Genomic DNA, 14,588 nt, shown 5'->3' with positions numbered 1-14,588 from the left:
AACTGTAATGAAACATTGTGAGAGGCCCCTTCTTATGTTGTGGGTCTTTTTCCAACGTCTGGAATATTTCTTGCTTTATTCGTCAACACTGAATAGCAGAACTATAACTATATGTTGGAGGGATAAATAGGGATGTTTATCAAAACAATGAAGCTGATTATATGCATTCATCTGCTAATGGCTTTTAGCTTGCCAGCGGCTTTTGCCGAAGAAAAGCAGTCTACGCCCTTAAGCCCATCCGTTGATTTGGCGCCCAATGCCTCTTCAGCCGTTACGATTGATGTGGATACAGGCACGATTATTTTTGAGAAAAATAAAGACGCCAAGCTGCCTCCTGCCAGTATCACCAAAATTATGACGATGCTGCTGGTGATGGAAGCATTGGATCAAGGGAAAATCAAAATGGACGAGAAGGTTCGTACTAGTGAGTATGCAGCTTCTATGGGCGGCTCGCAGATTTTTCTGGAGACAGGTGAAGAAATGACCGTAAATGATATGCTCAAGGGCATAGCGATGGCTTCGGGCAATGATGCTTCTGTAGCGATGGCCGAGAAATTGGCTGGTTCTGAGCAAGCCTTTGTCCAAATGATGAACACCCGCGCAGGGCAGCTAGGCTTGAAAAACACCCATTTTGTTAACTGCAATGGCCTACCGGCGGACAATCATTATTCCTCGGCTTATGATATTGCGGAGATGTCGCGTGAGCTGCTAAAGCATGAAGAAATTACACAATTTACTGGGATGTACCAGGATTATTTGCGCAAAGATACGGCAAAGCCGTTTTGGCTGGTCAATACGAACAAGCTGGTTCGCTTCTATAGCGGTGCCGATGGGTTGAAGACCGGTTATACGAATGAAGCGAAATTTTGCCTGGCAGCCACGGCCAAGCGTGATAACTTTCGAATTATTACGGTCGTGATGGGTGAACCCAATACAAAAACACGCAATGCAGAAGTAAGCAGCTTGTTCGATTATGCATTTTCACAATATTCGAATGTTCCGATTTATCAAACAGGCGACCCGATAGGTGAATTTAAGGTCAGTAAAGGGGATATCGAAGTAATTCCCTTTAACGCCAAGCACTCCTATAGCCTTTTGCTGAAAAAGGGTGAGGCTGGAGAAGGCATCCGTCATGAGGTGCAATTGCTACCCGATCTGAAAGCGCCGATTACTGTGGGTCAGCCCATTGGCAAAATTGTCGTCTATAAAGGTGAGCAGATGATTGCTGAATTTCCACTGGAGTCTTCGATTGAAGTGAAAAAGGCAGGCTGGTGGCTACTGACCAAGCGTACAGTAAGGCATCTGTTTTTTTTAGAGTAAAATAAGGCTCAGTTATTTGCTGATTACCTTGCTTAAAATGTCGTATTTCTTCGCTTTCTAGCACATTTCTTCTAGTTTTGTCGGGTGGCAGGAAAAGGGAATTCCCGTGTAGAATTGGTGTGCATGAAAGGGAAGGAGTGAGCAGCTTGAGTCTGCATATTGAAATAGAGCATCACCGCAAGGCGCTTATTGTCCGGTTGGAGGGTGAATTGGACCACCATACGGCTGAACCCGTCAAGCTGCGGATGGAAGAAGCTTTGCAGAAGAGCAAATCCAACCATATGATTTTGTGTTTAAAGGGCTTGTCCTTTATGGACAGCTCCGGTCTGGGTGTGATACTGGGGCGTTATAAGCAGGTTAAGGCGAGGAATGGCCAGATCATTGTCTGTGATGTGAACCCGGCTGTGTATCGGCTGCTGGAGATGTCAGGGTTATTTAAAATTGTGTCCATTCAGGCTGACGAAAAACAGGCGCTTGGCAGTCTGGAGGCCGTCTCATGAATGAACGGAATTTTATGCTCCTGCAATTCGCCAGCCGCTCTGAGAATGAATCCTTTGCCCGAGTGGCGGTAGCGGCATTCGTCTCCCAGCTCGATCCTACCATGGAGGAGCTCAATGATTTGAAAACCGTCGTATCCGAGGCGGTTACCAATGCGATTATTCATGGCTACAACAACCGCCCGGATTATGTGGTCACGATTGAAGTGGAGATTGAGGATGAGACGATTTTTTTAAGGATAGAAGATCAAGGTGAAGGCATCGAGGATTTGGAGCAGGCCAAGCAGCCTTTGTATACTACAAAGCCGGAATTGGAACGTTCGGGAATGGGCTTTACGATTATGGAAAACTTTATGGATGAGATCGAAGTGACGACGGCCATCGGAATCGGTACAAAAATCAAAATGAAAAAGCGGATTGAATCTAAAAAAGCTTTGTTCAATTAGGGGTCTGATCTATTATGGATGTCGATTTGAAGCATGCCTCCCACCGATATTTGGATGATAGTGAAGTCAAACGCTTAATTGCAATGAGCCAATCCGGAGATAACCTCGCCAGGGAAACACTGGTTAATTGCAATATTCGACTCGTTTGGTCGGTTGTCCAGCGATTTTTGAACCGTGGCTATGAGGCTGATGATTTATTCCAGATTGGTTGCATCGGATTGTTGAAATCAGTGGATAAGTTCGATTTGTCTTACGATGTAAAATTTTCAACGTATGCAGTACCTATGATTATCGGTGAAATCCAGCGTTTTCTCAGAGATGACGGCACGCTTAAGGTTAGCCGCTCCTTGAAGGAACTGGCGAATAAAATCCGCAAGACAAAGGATGAATTGTCCAAAAACCATGGGCGGCTGCCGACGATCAAGGAAGTTGCGGAGGAGCTGCAGATCACGCCGGAGGAAGTGGTGTTTGCCCAAGAGGCGAATAAACCGCTCTCCTCCATCCATGAGACGGTATTTGAGAACGACGGTGATCCGATAACTTTGATGGACCAGATTGCTGACGAGGGGCAGGATAAATGGTTTGAAAAGCTTGCCCTCAATGAAGCGATCGGAACACTCAGTGAGCGGGAGCGGCTGATCGTCTATCTACGGTATTACCGCGACCAGACCCAATCGGAGGTAGCCAGCCGGTTAGGCATTTCGCAGGTCCAAGTGTCGCGTCTCGAGAAAAAAATATTGCAGTCCATCAAGGATCAAATTGCGCAATAAAAAAGAACCAACCCGTCCATGCGACCGGTTGGTTCTTTGGCGTTACTTGGCCCTTCTTGTTTCATCCGTAAACAGGTATTTTAAGCAATATAGCCCTGACAGGCCTACAAGTGTATAGATAACCCGGCTAATTCCAGAGGACTCTCGATGCACATCCCCTCCTAGGATCGCGGTAACGAGATCCCATTCAAACAAGCCGACTAATAGCCAGTTCAAAGCGCCAATAATAACGAGTGTTAATGCTACCTTACCCATAATTCAAACACCCTCTCATCAATAATAATGGTTGTCTTGTCTTTACTCTTTGATAATAAGCACAATCTTATACACGAGCGAACGTGCGCTAGGACAAAGTGAATGATTGCCAAAAGCTTCAATGATTAGGAGAGCCGTTTTTTTTTCATACTATGGATAAATACACAAGGGAAGTGATTGGGTATGGTAACAGGATCCGGTCCCACCTTATATATCCGTTTACGCAAAAGATTGACGATCCGCCGAGGCGACCCCGTTGTTCTTGGGCAAGTCGCGCAAATGCTGGTAGACACGGAATACGAGCCTGCATTGCAAATGCTGCTGCTGCATCATCCCCAGGTGCAAGAAGGCAATATGCTGCTGGTGGATATGATGCTCATTGTAAGTAAAGTGAAAAAGCGCTACCCTTTTATGCAAATTGAGCATTTTGGTGAACCTCATTGCCTGATCGAAATTATGGACAAACGCAAGCGGACAAGTCTGGTATGGGTAGCTTTCGTATGGCTGCTGCTTTTTATCGGGTCAGGGCTTGCTATTATGAATTTTCATGCTGATGTAAGTATGAGTGTAGTGCATCAACATATTTATAAGCTGATAACCGGGGAGTGGGTGCAATATCCACTGCTGCTGCAAATTCCGTATTCGTTTGGTATTGGGCTGGGGATGATTATATTTTTCAACCATCTATTTAAAAAGAAATTTAGTGAAGAGCCAAGCCCGCTTGAGCTTGAAATGTTTATGTACCAGGAAAATGTTAATTATTACGTGATTACAGAGGAGTATTGTAAAATTCAAGAAACGGAGGATACGCAATGAGTTTATGGTGGCAAATTCCAGCTCAAATCATTATAGGCTTAGCAGGTGGTATTGCGGTGGGAAGTGGCATGGTTGCTTTTCTCGTTGCTTTGGACATCATTCCCAGGCTAGCCCAAATTACTCGTTCGTATCGTTTAATCCGCTGGTATGAGTGGTCGGTTGTCGTTGGCTCGTTATTTTTTACGCTTTCCGATTTTTTTGAATGGTCGTATTCGTTCCACCCGCTTTTGGCTGTGTTTTTTGGCTTGTTAGCAGGAATCTTTATCGGCATGCTGGCTGGGGCATTAACGGAGATCATGAACGTGCTGCCTATTCTGGCGAAGCGGGTTGGGATGGCTTCTTATATGGTTTGGTTGCTGATGGCCATGGTATTTGGCAAAATTATTGGCTCTTTGATGGATTGGCTGCATATTATTGGATAACCAACAGAAGTGAGGTAGGACTATCATGAATAAAGAAATGATCCGCACGAAATCGCAGGTAGGGCATGATGAGGAGAAGGAACAGCCTGATCAACAGGATCAACAGGAACAACAGGAACAACAGGAAAATAGTGAAGAAACCAAGCTACGTATCGATGAGGAAGGCAATCTTAGCTCATTGGACGATATCCAGACCACATTTGTGGCTTTAAAAAAGCTATTGGAAGAGCAGGTAGGCCTGAATAAAAGCTTCGATGTTGTATTTCGCGAGATGGTATTTGGCGGCAAAAAAATTGGGATTTTTTACTACAATGGCTTCGCCAAGGACGAAGTACTGACACTGGTGCTGAATCGGTTGTCCACAGCTGGGCACATCAGCGAGGCAGGTGAGGATGGAGCCATAACAGACGTACCTGTGCATCATGAAATTCGCCACGCCGAAGGTGAGGAGACCGTGCAGCTATTTATGGATGCGTTGATCCCGCATATCCAGGTAAAGCAAACGGACAAGCTTAGTGAAGTGATCGACGAGGTATCGATGGGAGCTACCGGATTTTTCTTCGAGGGCTCTTCATCGGCTATCGTTGTGGATGCCAAGACATTTCCCGTCCGTTCGACGGAGGAGCCGGATCTGGAACGCGTGGTGCGTGGTGCGCGCGACGGCTTTGTGGAGACGTTGCTGACGAATGTCACACTTGTCCGCCGTCGGATTCGCGATCCGCGGCTGAAGCTGGAAATGCTGCGAGTCGGACGCAGGACGCATACCGATGTTTGCTTAGCCTACATCGACGATATTTGCGATCCGATGTTAGTGGAGTCGCTCCGCGACAAAATTAGCCAAATCGAAGTTGAAGGGCTTCCCTTGGCGGAGAAGCAGTTGGAGGAAGCGATCATCGGCAAAAGCTGGAACCCGTATCCGATGGTTCGTTATTCCGAACGGCCGGATGTGGTAGCTGTCCATTTATTGGAGGGGCATGTTGCGTTGTTTGTGGATACATCGCCAAGTGTAATTATTTTGCCTGCGACCTTTTTTCATCATATCCAGCATGCGGAGGAATATAGGCAGACACCCATGGCAGGCACCTATTTGCGGTGGGTGCGTTTCCTAGGGGTTGCCGCTTCGTTGTTTTTATTGCCGATCTGGTTTCTGCTCGTAAGCAACCCTGAACTAAAGCCGTTAGGCCTGGAATTTATCGGTCCACAGGAAACCGCTAACCTGCCTCTAATTGTCCAATTCCTGATTGCTGAGGTAGGCATAGATTTAATGCGTCTGGCCGCTGTGCATACGCCTGCACCGCTTACAACTGCGATGGGCTTGGTGGCCGCTGTCCTTATCGGAGACGTGGCTGTGAAGACGGGGCTATTCGTCAACGAGGTTATTTTATACCTTGCCGTTGCCGCCGTTGGCACCTTTGCGACACCGAGCTATGAGCTGGGTCTGGCTAATCGCTTAACCCGTTTGCTGTTCCTAATCGCTGCTGCATCCTTTAAGGTTCCGGGCTTCGTAGTCGTTGCTACGTTCTGGGTCATCTATTTGGCTTTGCAGCGCTCCTACAATGCACCTTATTTATGGCCGTTTATTCCCTTTAATCTCAAAGCACTAAGAGAGATTATACTCAGGCGTCCATTTTTGGCTACAAAGACACGGATGAGCTTGACCAAGCCAAGAGATCGCACAACCCGGCCGTAAAAGTGGCTTAAAAGGGCTAGACATATTGTAAGTTCATACCCCAATATGGTACTTTAGAGGTAATATCTACGGGGGAGAGGAAAGTTGAATATGTACTTGCATGGAACAAGCATGATTAATGATCAAGGGCATTTGCAAATCGGCGGGTGCGATACAACAGAGCTCGTGCAGCGTTATGGAACGCCTTTATATGTGATGGATGAACAATTAATTCGCCAAAGATGCCGCGAGTATGTGGGGGCTTTCCGCGAATCCGGCTTGAAATTCCAGGTGGCTTATGCCAGTAAGGCATTTTGTGTGATGGCCATGTGCCGTATTGTTGAGGAGGAAGGCATGTCACTTGATGTTGTCTCCGATGGCGAGCTATACACAGCACTCCAAGCGGGATTTCCGCCGAGTCGGATCCATTTCCATGGTAACAATAAAACGCCTTACGAAATAGGGATGGCGATTGATGCCGGGATTGGCTGCTTTGTGGTTGACAATCTAGTTGAGCTGCATATGCTAAGTGCAATTGCCAGCGAGAAGCGTCAAAAAGTCAGGATTTTATTCCGCATCACCCCTGGCGTTGAGGCGCATACACATGAATATATTTCGACCGGCCAAACCGATTCGAAATTCGGTTTGGATTTGGATAATGGCTCTGCTTACCTGGCCATCCAAGCGGCAGTAAAGCTTCCTTTTATCGAGCTTTTAGGCGTCCATTCCCATATTGGCTCACAAATATTTGAAGTAGAAGGCTTTCAAATGGCTGTGGATAAAGTGATTGGCTTTGCAGCCAAGGTCCGTGACGAGTTGAACTTTGTGTTCTCCGTGATTAACCTGGGTGGCGGCTTCGGCATCCGTTATATCGAAGGCGATACACCGCTTCCGGTAGGGAATTACGTGAAAGCAATAGCTGAGTCCATTACTGCCAATTTCAGCAGATACGACTACCCAACACCGGAAATCTGGATAGAGCCCGGACGCAGCATTGTCGGTGATTCCGGAACTACTTTATATACGGTAGGCACCTATAAAAATATTCCCAATGTCCGTAAGTACGTAGCTGTAGACGGCGGGATGACCGATAATCCACGTCCAGCCCTTTATCAATCGCGCTATGAAGCGATGCTCGCCAACCGTGGCAGCGAAACAAACGAAGAGCTGGTCTCGATCGCCGGCAAATGCTGCGAAAGCGGGGATATGCTGATTTGGGATGTGATGCTGCCAGAGGTGCATACAGGTGATGTGCTGGCGGTATCCTGCACAGGAGCATATAATTACGCGATGGCTAGCAATTACAACAGGATACGCCGCCCGGCTGTTATATTCGTTAAGGATGGCGAGGCCGATGTTGTAGTCGAGCGCGAATCCTTCAAGGACATTACAGGCAATGACCGCATTCCCGTAAGATTGAAGCCGACCACGCAAGTTTCGCCGTAGCATTTGTACAGTGGACATGGATGTAGTACAATAAAACACATTGAATACTAAGATTACAAGGGAGTGTACGATTACATGTCTAAACAAGCTCAAATTAAATTAGCCAATGGTGGCGAAGTTGTTATCGATTTATTTGAAAATGATGCACCTAACACAGTAGCAAATTTCGAAAAGCTCGCAAATTCCGGTTTTTATAACGGACTTGTCTTCCACAGAGTGATTCCAGGCTTTATGGCTCAAGGCGGTTGTCCAACGGGAACAGGGACAGGCGGTCCAGGTTATAAAATCAATTGCGAAATTAATCCGAACAAGCATGTTCGTGGTACACTTGCTATGGCGCATGCAGGACGTAATACGGGTGGCAGCCAATTTTATATTTGCTATGGTCCACAACCTCATTTGGACGGCCAACATACCGTATTTGGCAAAGTGATTTCAGGTATGGAATTTATTGATGAGCTTAAAGGCAGAGACCAAATGGAAACTGTTACAATCGTTGAAGCTTAATTTCAAGCAATTTATGCTTTTATAAGCTATTATAAGGCGTCGAATTCCTTTTTTTCTGAGGAGTTCGGCCTTTTTTTATTTGAACAGGCGCTATTAAAATATACCCACTAAATAAAAGTTAGAAGAAACACTTGCTTTTTGCGTCTATCAATGGTAATATTTTTTATCAATTGGGGAATATCCATTTTAATCTTATCGGGATTTCCAAGTATAAATGTTTTCCTTCGGGGCGGGGTGGAATTCCCCACCGGCGGTGATACAAAATGCTTAGGTGTTTTGTTCAGTCCGTGACCCGTTGGCTTGTAGATTCGCTATTGCAGCCACCGGTGGACTTGGTGAAAATCCGAGACCGACAGTATAGTCTGGATGGGAGAAGGGAAAACGTGGACGGCTTTAATTCGACATCATTGGTTTCAATGGGCATGCAGCAGTTTAATTAAAAATGGGCATTTGGCCTATTCAATTTGTGTTGCCCTAACTTCCTGATTTTGTCGAAGCTGGCTTAACCCTGCGTTTTTTTCGAAATTCTATCACACAAGCCCTTTTCTTAATAGGAAAGGGCTTTTTCTGTTGAGCGTTAGATGTTTGAACTTGCACATGGGTGGGATGTAGGGATGATGGAGCTGTTGAATGACGAATATTATATGCGTCTCGCTATTCAGCTTGCAGCTGGTGCTTCGGGGCAAACGGGGATCAATCCGGTAGTGGGCTGCGTATTAGTCAAGGACGGCAGAATCATCGGCATGGGTGCTCACCTCAAGCGTGGAACGGCACATGCCGAAATTCACGCCTTGCAGATGGCGGGAAGCGAAGCCGAGGGAAGCACGGCTTATGTGACCTTGGAGCCTTGCAGCCACTTTGGAATCACGCCGCCATGCTCGGATAGGCTTATCCATGAGAAGGTAAAGCGGGTAGTTGTAGGGAGTACAGATCCGAACCCGCTGGTCGCAGGTCAAGGGGTCGAACGCCTAAAGCAGCATGGCGTGGAGGTCGAAACAGGCGTATTGGCAGAGGAGTGCCTGCAACTCAATGAGATGTTTAACCACTTCATTATGTCGAGGCTGCCTTTTGTAACGATGAAAACAGCCAGCACACTGGATGGTAAAATCGCTTCAAGGACGGGCGATAGCAAATGGATTACGGGCGCTGAATCCCGCGCCTATGTCCATACGCTGCGCCATCGCCATCAAGCGATTATGGTTGGCATCGGCACGGTGCTTGCCGATGATCCGCAGCTGACTACACGGCTGGATGTACCCGCGCTTCATCCGATTCGGATTATTGTCGATTCCCGGTTGCGGCTTCCGCTGGAAGCTAAGGTGGTGTCGGATCGTACCGCGGAGACCATCGTGCTAACAACGAGCCATGCACCTGAATTAAAAAAGCAACAGCTTGAAGCTGCCGGTGTTACTGTTCTGGTATGCGGTGAAGACGAGCGGGTCGATTTGCTCAAGGCGATGGAGCTATTAGGTGGACGGGATATCGCCTCCATTTTACTCGAGGGCGGTGGAGCCTTGAACGGTGCCATGCTGGAGCAGCGGCTAGTGCATAAAACTCAATTGTTTTTTGCACCCAAGATTATTGGTGGCGGCAAGCTTGCTCCTGACAATATGCAGTTTAACGGATTCGCGTACATGAAGGATGCCATCCATCTGGAGCGTACAACGGTAGAACAGTTTGGCGAGGATATTTGCATTACGGGGTATCCACGTTATAGCAGCGAGGCGAGGTGATTAAACGATGTTTACAGGCATTATAGAAGAAATCGGCAGCATGCGGGCGATAACCATGCAGGGACAGGCAATGATCCTCAGCATAACGGTCAAACGAATTCTGGAGGATGTCCATCTGGGCGATAGCATTTCGGTGAATGGGGTCTGCCTGACCGTCGTCAAATTTGACGGCACCTCGATCACGGTTGATGTCATGCCAGAAACGTTTCGCAGAACGACGCTGCGCAAGCTGCATACCGGCGAACCGGTGAACCTGGAACGGGCGATGGCAGCAGGCGGGCGTTTTGGCGGACATATTGTACAAGGGCATGTGGATTCCGTGGGCACGATAACCTCAAGGACAACCATGCAAAATGCCGTAGTTTACGTAGTCGAGCCAGTCGAGGCGTCTATCCTCAGATACATGATTCCTCATGGATCAATCACCATTGATGGGATAAGCCTTACACTTGTTCATGTAACAGACCAGCGCTTCACCGTATCCATTATTCCACATACCCTTGCCCAAACTGTGCTTCAGAATAAAAAGCCGGGTGATGAAGTGAATTTAGAGGCCGATGTGTTAGGCAAGTATATGGAAAAGCTGCTTAGCAACCGTACTAGTCATGATGGGCATGGATCCGGGCACAAGCAAGGCAAACTAACTGAAGCATTTTTGGCTGAGAACGGATTTTTATAATGGAGATTGGGTTTTTGTAAACTAGAGAGGTAGGTGAGAGTGATGACTGTACCCATTAAATTCCATACGATTGAAGAAGCAATTTATGATTTGATGCTTGGTAAGGTTATTATTGCAGTGGATGATGAAGACCGCGAGAACGAAGGGGACTTTATCGCTTTGGCGGATAAGGCTACACCGGAGATTATTAATTTCATGATCAAAGAAGGGCGCGGCCTGGTCTGCGTGCCAATCACTGAAGAGCGGGCCCTGGAACTGGAGCTGCCGCCGATGGTATCGAAAAACACCGATTACCACGGAACTGCTTTTACGGTTTCTGTAGACCATGCCGACACGACAACAGGCATCTCCGCATCCGAACGCTCCATGACGATTAAAGGTCTTATCAATCCCAATACCAAAGCAAATGGCTTCCGCAGGCCAGGTCATATTTTCCCTCTAATTGCCAAAGCGGGAGGTGTGTTGCAGCGTACTGGACATACGGAAGCAGCGGTGGACTTGGCCAAGATGTGCGGTTCTTACCCGGCAGCGGTTATTTGCGAAATCATTAAAGAAGATGGAGAGATGGCGCGTGTTCCCGATTTGATGGAAATTAGCCAAAAGCATGATATCAAAATCATAACCATCAAGGATATGATCCAATATCGCAATCTGAAGGATAACCTGATCAGGCGCGAGGTGGAGGTCAAGCTTCCAACTGACTACGGTGTTTTCAAGGCTGTTGCTTACACGAATGTGGTCGATCAGAAGGAGCATGTTGCACTTGTCAAAGGCAAAATTGACGGCTCTGTACCTACTTTGGTACGCGTGCACTCAGAATGCTTGACAGGAGACGTTTTTCATTCCCATCGTTGCGATTGCGGACCCCAACTGAATGCGGCTTTAAAGCAAATTGACGAAGCGGGTTCAGGTGTGTTGTTATACATGCGCCAAGAAGGCCGAGGTATTGGATTAATCAACAAACTCAAAGCGTATGTTCTCCAAGAAGAGGGATTGGATACCGTGGAAGCGAATATTAAATTGGGCTTTGCCCCTGATCTTCGTGAATATGGTATTGGAGCACAAATTTTAAAGGATCTGGGTGTTAAGCAAATTCGTTTGCTGACTAATAATCCACGCAAGATCAAAGGCTTGGAAGGCTACGGTTTGGAAGTCACGGAACGTGTGCCTATCCAAATGCAAGAGAACGAGTCCAATTCCAGCTATTTGCACACGAAGCATGAAAAGATGGGCCATTTGCTTGATTTTCAAATCTAATCATTTACCACTTAACCTACACTTGGAAGGATGTTAACTAATCATGGCGAAAGTATACGAAGGACATTTAATTTCTGAAGGCTTAAAATATGGTATCGTGGTTGCGAGGTTCAATGAGTTTATTACGAGTAAGCTGCTTAGCGGCGCGTTAGACGCTTTTAAACGCCACGGAGCTACTGAGGATGAGGTTGAAGTAGCGTGGGTACCCGGCGCCTTCGAAATCGCCCTAATTGCCCAAAAAATGGCGGCAAGCGGCAAGTATGACGCGGTTATAACATTAGGTGCTGTTATTAGAGGCTCCACGCCACATTTTGACTATGTATGCAGCGAAGCTGCTAAAGGTGTGGCTGCGATCAACCTGAAAACAGGCGTACCGACGATTTTTGGCGTGCTGACTACAGACTCCATTGAACAGGCGATTGAACGTGCGGGCACGAAGGCCGGCAACAAAGGCTGGGAAGCTGCGGTAAGTGCAATTGAAATGGCCAATTTGACCAAACAGTTCTCCTAATATACAATTCATAGGAAGCTATTGCATAACGATTTAGGGGGAACAACTGTTGGAGAAGGTTACCTATAAGCTCGACATGTTTGAGGGCCCCCTTGATCTGTTGCTGCATTTGATTGATAAATCGGAAGTCGATATTTATAATATTCCGATTAAAGAAATTACGGATCAATATATGAGCTATCTGGATGCGTTGCAGGAAATGGAGCTGGAGTTGACCAGCGAGTTTTTATTAATGGCTGCTACACTGCTGGCTATCAAAAGCAAAATGCTGCTGCCCAAAGCTCCCATTATCGATTATTATGACGACGATTATAGGATGGATGAGGACTATGACCCTCGCGCTGAATTGGTCGAGAAGCTGGTCGAATACCGTAAATATAAAGCAATCGCTGATCATTTACGTGATAAAGAACATGAGCGGAAGCTCATTTATACCCGAGAGCCTGAGGATCTATCGGCTTACGTCCAACAAGTCGTGGTCAATCCAGTCAAAGGGCTAGCCGTTGTTGATCTCGTACAAGCATTTCAACGTGCGATGCAGCGGATGTCCAGCAGGAATATGGTAACCAAAATCCGCAAGGATGAAATCTCGGTGAAGGATCGGATGAAGGATGTTGTGCGTTGGCTGGAAGAGTCCGATGGTGAGGTGCTTTTTTCGAAATTAACAGACGGTGATGTTTCCCGTGAAAGTATCGTTACTACCTTTTTGGCACTGCTGGAGCTTATGAAAATGAAAGTGGTTGTGTGCTACCAGCATCGTTTTTTTGAAGATATTGTGATCCAGGCAAGAGGGGAAGGAAACGCATATGGATTCTCAACAGATGAAATCAGTTATTGAGGGCTTGCTGTTTGTAGCTGGCGATGAGGGTTTGGATATCAAACAGCTTGCTGAAGTTATGGAACAGGAGAATGATTTCATACGGGATCTGGTTACGGAGCTGAAGGTGGACTTTCGTAAAAGTAAGCGGGGTCTGCAAATCGTCGAGCTTGCCGGAACCTACCAATTGACTACGCTCCCCGCGCATGCTCCTTATTTTGAGCGGCTTGCCTACTCGCCATCACGCTCCTCTTTATCACAAGCGGCGTTGGAAACATTAGCCATTGTTGCTTATAAGCAGCCCATAACCCGGGTGGAAATCGAGGAAATACGCGGCGTCAAAGCTGAGCGTGCCTTACATACATTGGTGGCCAAAGATTTAATAAAAGAAGTAGATCGTGCCGATGCACCTGGAAGACCCATTTTATATGGAACGACTAAGCCTTTTCTTGATTACTTCGCCCTTGGCACGATAGCAGAGCTTCCGGAATCCTCCTTGTTCCAGAATGATGATAATTTAGAAGAGGAAACAAGGATGTTGTTCAGTAAGCTTGACCGTGAAAGCCAAGAGCAGGTATCCTTTGAAGATGTTACAGAAAGTGAATGAATGAGACATAGAAGGCGGTTTATCCTCACTGTGCATATTTTACCAACATAGGGCCATACTAACTCCTGAATGATAAGAAGCATTGCTTCTTGGATGAGGGGTTATTTGTTGTTTCTGGGGAAGGAGTAGACAGCGACGATGTGGATTTGGATAACGGGAACTGTTGTGGTCATAATAGTGATTGTTCTCTCTAGCTCTATCAAAATCAGGCTTACGCTCATAAGGGAAGACAAGGATGACGAGATTAGCTTCGATGCCAGGTTCTTATTCGGATTGCTGCGTAAGCGAATTGCGATTCCAAGTATTCAATTCAACAATTTGATAGATGGTGTAAAACTAGAGTCTGAATATATCGATGCCAATGAAAAGCAATTAATAAGCGCCAAAGAAGAGCAGATTACAACGAAGACGATCAAAGAAAGCTTTGATAACGCATTATCTTTATTTAAAGGCTGCTTTCGTTTACATGAATGGCTGGTTGATACGATAAGCCATGTAAGGTGTACACAATTTCGTTGGAGGACGCAGGTCGGTATAGGAGATGCACCCGAAACCGCATTGGCTACTGGCATGATTTGGGGGCTTAAATCCACCATGCTTGGTTTTCTTACGCGCTTCATCAAGTTGGATGTTCGACCAGAGATCCAGGTCCTGCCGCGTTATAATGAAAGCAAGTTTTCAACTGATGTGTTGGTCGTATTGCAGATCCGTATGGTTCATATAGCGATTGCTGGCTGCCAGTTGCTCTATCGGATCGTGAAAGTCAAGGGAGGCTTAAGGACCTGGAGGCGTGTACTATTTAAATCCTAAGCTTTCATATACAGATTTCTTACCTT

At 46.6% G+C, this 14,588-nt stretch carries 17 protein-coding genes and 1 riboswitch; of the genes, 16 read left to right on the top strand and 1 reads right to left on the bottom strand.

What is annotated here, in order from left to right:
• The first annotated feature begins 132 nt into the window (after positions 1 to 132).
• The 4 genes from G9U52_RS02935 (at position 133) to sigF (ending at position 3,033) form a co-directional block, all read left to right on the top strand.
• Positions 133 to 1,320, top strand: a complete 1,188-nt coding sequence (locus G9U52_RS02935; RefSeq protein WP_166145870.1) for a D-alanyl-D-alanine carboxypeptidase family protein — start codon at positions 133 to 135, stop codon at positions 1,318 to 1,320.
• Positions 1,321 to 1,466: 146 nt separating this feature from the next.
• Positions 1,467 to 1,820, top strand: coding sequence for an anti-sigma F factor antagonist (gene spoIIAA / locus G9U52_RS02930; RefSeq protein WP_166145867.1), 354 nt, complete (start codon positions 1,467 to 1,469; stop codon positions 1,818 to 1,820).
• Positions 1,817 to 2,263: an anti-sigma F factor gene (gene spoIIAB / locus G9U52_RS02925; RefSeq protein ID WP_166145864.1), complete on the top strand. Its 447-nt coding sequence runs from the start codon at positions 1,817 to 1,819 to the stop codon at positions 2,261 to 2,263. Before spoIIAA ends, spoIIAB begins: the two co-directional genes overlap by 4 nt.
• A 14-nt stretch (positions 2,264 to 2,277) precedes the next feature.
• Positions 2,278 to 3,033: an RNA polymerase sporulation sigma factor SigF gene (sigF, locus tag G9U52_RS02920; RefSeq protein ID WP_166145861.1), complete on the top strand. Its 756-nt coding sequence runs from the start codon at positions 2,278 to 2,280 to the stop codon at positions 3,031 to 3,033.
• Positions 3,034 to 3,075: 42 nt separating this feature from the next.
• Here sigF and G9U52_RS02915 read toward each other — a convergent pair whose 3' ends face one another.
• Positions 3,076 to 3,288: a DUF378 domain-containing protein gene (locus G9U52_RS02915; RefSeq protein ID WP_166145858.1), complete on the bottom strand. Its 213-nt coding sequence runs from the start codon at positions 3,286 to 3,288 to the stop codon at positions 3,076 to 3,078.
• Positions 3,289 to 3,471: 183 nt separating this feature from the next.
• Here G9U52_RS02915 and G9U52_RS02910 point away from each other — a divergent pair, with 183 nt between their 5' ends.
• The 12 genes from G9U52_RS02910 (at position 3,472) to G9U52_RS02855 (ending at position 14,562) form a co-directional block, all read left to right on the top strand.
• A complete protein-coding gene (locus G9U52_RS02910; RefSeq protein ID WP_166145854.1) occupies positions 3,472 to 4,104 on the top strand; it encodes a stage V sporulation protein AA in 633 nt (210 codons plus the stop codon).
• Positions 4,101 to 4,526: a stage V sporulation protein AB gene (locus tag G9U52_RS02905; protein WP_166145851.1), complete on the top strand. Its 426-nt coding sequence runs from the start codon at positions 4,101 to 4,103 to the stop codon at positions 4,524 to 4,526. The genes G9U52_RS02910 and G9U52_RS02905 overlap by 4 nt, the downstream gene beginning before the upstream one ends.
• Positions 4,527 to 4,551: 25 nt before the next feature.
• A complete protein-coding gene (locus G9U52_RS02900) occupies positions 4,552 to 6,216 on the top strand; it encodes a spore germination protein (protein WP_166145848.1) in 1,665 nt (554 codons plus the stop codon).
• A 90-nt stretch (positions 6,217 to 6,306) separates the two neighbouring features.
• A complete protein-coding gene (gene lysA, locus G9U52_RS02895; protein ID WP_166146676.1) occupies positions 6,307 to 7,641 on the top strand; it encodes a diaminopimelate decarboxylase in 1,335 nt (444 codons plus the stop codon).
• Positions 7,642 to 7,716: 75 nt separating this feature from the next.
• A complete protein-coding gene (locus G9U52_RS02890; RefSeq protein WP_166145845.1) occupies positions 7,717 to 8,148 on the top strand; it encodes a peptidylprolyl isomerase in 432 nt (143 codons plus the stop codon).
• A 216-nt stretch (positions 8,149 to 8,364) separates the two neighbouring features.
• Positions 8,365 to 8,530: riboswitch (FMN riboswitch) on the top strand.
• Positions 8,531 to 8,765: 235 nt separating this feature from the next.
• Positions 8,766 to 9,881, top strand: a complete 1,116-nt coding sequence (gene ribD, locus G9U52_RS02885; protein WP_207952799.1) for a bifunctional diaminohydroxyphosphoribosylaminopyrimidine deaminase/5-amino-6-(5-phosphoribosylamino)uracil reductase RibD — start codon at positions 8,766 to 8,768, stop codon at positions 9,879 to 9,881.
• Between the two features lie 7 nt (positions 9,882 to 9,888).
• A complete protein-coding gene (ribE, locus tag G9U52_RS02880; RefSeq protein ID WP_166145839.1) occupies positions 9,889 to 10,560 on the top strand; it encodes a riboflavin synthase in 672 nt (223 codons plus the stop codon).
• A gap of 42 nt (positions 10,561 to 10,602) precedes the next feature.
• Positions 10,603 to 11,817, top strand: a complete 1,215-nt coding sequence (locus G9U52_RS02875) for a bifunctional 3,4-dihydroxy-2-butanone-4-phosphate synthase/GTP cyclohydrolase II (RefSeq protein WP_166145836.1) — start codon at positions 10,603 to 10,605, stop codon at positions 11,815 to 11,817.
• 43 nt (positions 11,818 to 11,860) lie between these two features.
• Positions 11,861 to 12,328, top strand: coding sequence for a 6,7-dimethyl-8-ribityllumazine synthase (ribH, locus tag G9U52_RS02870; protein ID WP_166145833.1), 468 nt, complete (start codon positions 11,861 to 11,863; stop codon positions 12,326 to 12,328).
• A 49-nt stretch (positions 12,329 to 12,377) separates the two neighbouring features.
• Complete coding sequence (locus G9U52_RS02865; protein WP_512699204.1) at positions 12,378 to 13,166, top strand: segregation and condensation protein A; 789 nt, start codon at positions 12,378 to 12,380, stop codon at positions 13,164 to 13,166.
• Positions 13,135 to 13,752, top strand: a complete 618-nt coding sequence (gene scpB, locus G9U52_RS02860) for an SMC-Scp complex subunit ScpB (RefSeq protein ID WP_166145830.1) — start codon at positions 13,135 to 13,137, stop codon at positions 13,750 to 13,752. The genes G9U52_RS02865 and scpB overlap by 32 nt, the downstream gene beginning before the upstream one ends.
• Positions 13,753 to 13,890: 138 nt before the next feature.
• Positions 13,891 to 14,562, top strand: coding sequence for a DUF2953 domain-containing protein (locus G9U52_RS02855; protein ID WP_166145827.1), 672 nt, complete (start codon positions 13,891 to 13,893; stop codon positions 14,560 to 14,562).
• Positions 14,563 to 14,588 lie beyond the last annotated feature (26 nt).

The sequence above is a fragment of the Paenibacillus agricola genome (assembly GCF_011440305.1).
Classification (GTDB): Bacteria; Bacillota; Bacilli; order Paenibacillales; family NBRC-103111; genus Paenibacillus_S; species Paenibacillus_S agricola.
This window is presented reverse-complemented; position numbering and strand designations above follow the sequence as displayed.

Bases quoted from the DNA above. Each gene is read 5' to 3' on its own strand.
- G9U52_RS02935 (WP_166145870.1), top strand. From the start codon at position 133: ATGTTTATCAAAACAATGAAGCTGATTATATGCATTCATCTGCTAATG.
- spoIIAB (WP_166145864.1), top strand. From the start codon at position 1,817: ATGAATGAACGGAATTTTATGCTCCTGCAATTCGCCAGCCGCTCTGAG.
- sigF (WP_166145861.1), top strand. From the start codon at position 2,278: ATGGATGTCGATTTGAAGCATGCCTCCCACCGATATTTGGATGATAGT.
- G9U52_RS02915 (WP_166145858.1), bottom strand. From the start codon at position 3,288: ATGGGTAAGGTAGCATTAACACTCGTTATTATTGGCGCTTTGAACTGG.
- G9U52_RS02910 (WP_166145854.1), top strand. From the start codon at position 3,472: ATGGTAACAGGATCCGGTCCCACCTTATATATCCGTTTACGCAAAAGA.
- G9U52_RS02905 (WP_166145851.1), top strand. From the start codon at position 4,101: ATGAGTTTATGGTGGCAAATTCCAGCTCAAATCATTATAGGCTTAGCA.
- G9U52_RS02900 (WP_166145848.1), top strand. From the start codon at position 4,552: ATGAATAAAGAAATGATCCGCACGAAATCGCAGGTAGGGCATGATGAG.
- lysA (WP_166146676.1), top strand. From the start codon at position 6,307: ATGTACTTGCATGGAACAAGCATGATTAATGATCAAGGGCATTTGCAA.
- G9U52_RS02890 (WP_166145845.1), top strand. From the start codon at position 7,717: ATGTCTAAACAAGCTCAAATTAAATTAGCCAATGGTGGCGAAGTTGTT.
- ribD (WP_207952799.1), top strand. From the start codon at position 8,766: ATGGAGCTGTTGAATGACGAATATTATATGCGTCTCGCTATTCAGCTT.
- ribE (WP_166145839.1), top strand. From the start codon at position 9,889: ATGTTTACAGGCATTATAGAAGAAATCGGCAGCATGCGGGCGATAACC.
- G9U52_RS02875 (WP_166145836.1), top strand. From the start codon at position 10,603: ATGACTGTACCCATTAAATTCCATACGATTGAAGAAGCAATTTATGAT.
- ribH (WP_166145833.1), top strand. From the start codon at position 11,861: ATGGCGAAAGTATACGAAGGACATTTAATTTCTGAAGGCTTAAAATAT.
- scpB (WP_166145830.1), top strand. From the start codon at position 13,135: ATGGATTCTCAACAGATGAAATCAGTTATTGAGGGCTTGCTGTTTGTA.
- G9U52_RS02855 (WP_166145827.1), top strand. From the start codon at position 13,891: ATGTGGATTTGGATAACGGGAACTGTTGTGGTCATAATAGTGATTGTT.